Annotated in this window: 1 protein-coding gene; it reads right to left on the reverse strand. The window is 70.8% G+C overall.

Features of this window, described 5'->3' with window-relative positions:
• Positions 1-1734: FAD-dependent oxidoreductase (locus ACWELQ_RS45160; RefSeq protein WP_452403101.1), on the reverse strand; the 1734-nt coding region annotated here is incomplete at both ends.

Genomic DNA, 1734 nt, shown 5'->3' on the forward strand with positions numbered 1-1734 from the left:
CCAGCTTCGACGTGTCCAAGCTGTTCAACGGCTTCAAGCCGATGTTCGACACCTTGGATCCCGTTCAGCACGACACCCCGGACCGGTTCGGCGTGGTGCCCAGAATTCCTGGAATCGCCAGTCAGCGCGGCGGTTTCGGCGCGGTGGCGGACGTCGATCCCGGCCCGGGTGAAGTAGTCGAGCACGATCGCCGAGGCGCGCGCGTCGAGTTGCTTGCCGAGCAGGCGGGGTCCGCGTTCCAGCACGGTGACCCGTAATCCCAACTGGTGCAGGGCGTAGGCGGCTTCCAGGCCGAGCAGTCCGCCGCCCGCCACCACCGCGCGGGTGCACGATCGCTGCTGGGCGTAGGCGCGGATGTCGAGGGCGTCCCCTGCGGTGCGGAGCACGAAACTGCCGGGGCGATGCAATCCGTCGATCTCCGGCAGCGCGGCGGCCGCGCCGGTGGCCAGGATGAGCCGGTCGTAGGGCAGGACGTCGCCGGTGCCGAGGTGGACGCGCTGGGCGCGCGGATCCAGCCGCGTCGCAAGGGTATTGAGCCACGGGTGGATGCCGTGCTCCTCGTACCATTGCTCGGGCAGCAGGTGCAGGCCCTGCATGGCGGAGCGGCCGGGGATGAGCCGGGAGATGCCCATCCGGTTGTAGAAGTCGTGGGATTCCCGGCCGACCAGGTGGATTTCGCAGTCGGGGTGGCCGCGGCGCAGGAAGTCGGCGGCGGTGACGCCGGCGATGCCGTTGCCGATGACGACCAGGCTCACCAGGGAGCGGTCGAAGGCGGCCGGGCGGTCGCCGAGGCCGCGACCCGGCTCCGGAGTGAGCGACACCCGGACCCCGCCGCCGTCCACCCGGGCACAGCAGGCCATCCGGGTGTTGTCGGCGAACCCCAAGCGCCGCAGCGTGTTCCGTTCGTCGGCGGTCGGCTCGCACAGCCGCTCGGCACCGTCGAGGACGGCGACCGGGTCCGCGCCGCAGACACCCATCCGGCAGCCGGATTCCAGCGGCAGGTTCGCCCGCTCGGCCAGTTCGAGCAGGCTCGCGCCGGTCTCGGCCGCCACGGCGGTGCCGTCGAAGTCCACCGAAGCACCAGGGGCAGCGGGCTTTTCGGTGTCGGCGCGCAGGCGCGGGAAGGGCAGCACGACCGGCGCGGTGCGCGCCCCCGTGGTGAGCGCGTACTGCAACTCGCTGACCCGGGTGCGAGCCAGGAACGCGACGGTGGCCGCGAGGATGAGAAGACTGATCGGCCAGCGCATCCAGGCCGCGCTCACGCCGGTGACGGTGGTGAACGAGCGCATCAGGACCGGTCCGGCGAACCAGTAGAAGACATTCAGCGCGACGGCCGCGTACACTGCCGACAGCATGGCAGGGCTGACCGGGGTCAGGGCCTCCAATGCGAAGTACACGCCGATCGCGACGAGCAGCGAGACCCCCAGCGCCAGATACCGATTCGGCACCGACAGGCCCGTCTGCCCGGCCAGCAGCATGAAGCCCAGCACGAACCCGGGCAGGGCGGCCACGAACAGTTTGCGCGGTGCGGCCCAGCCGCGCTCCGGGTCGGCCATATCGGCCTGGTAGGCGGCGCGCGGTTTGAAATCGAAGCAGTTCTTGGCGCAGCCGACGCACGGGCGGCAGTGATTGTTGGCGATGGTGACGAACGGGGTCTGCCCGTAGGCGCGCTGCAGCGGGAACAGCGGGCAGATGCTGCTGCACCAGCCGCTCTTGCCCTTGAACGCGACGCCG

It is taken from the genome of Nocardia sp. NPDC004722 (genome assembly GCF_053601505.1).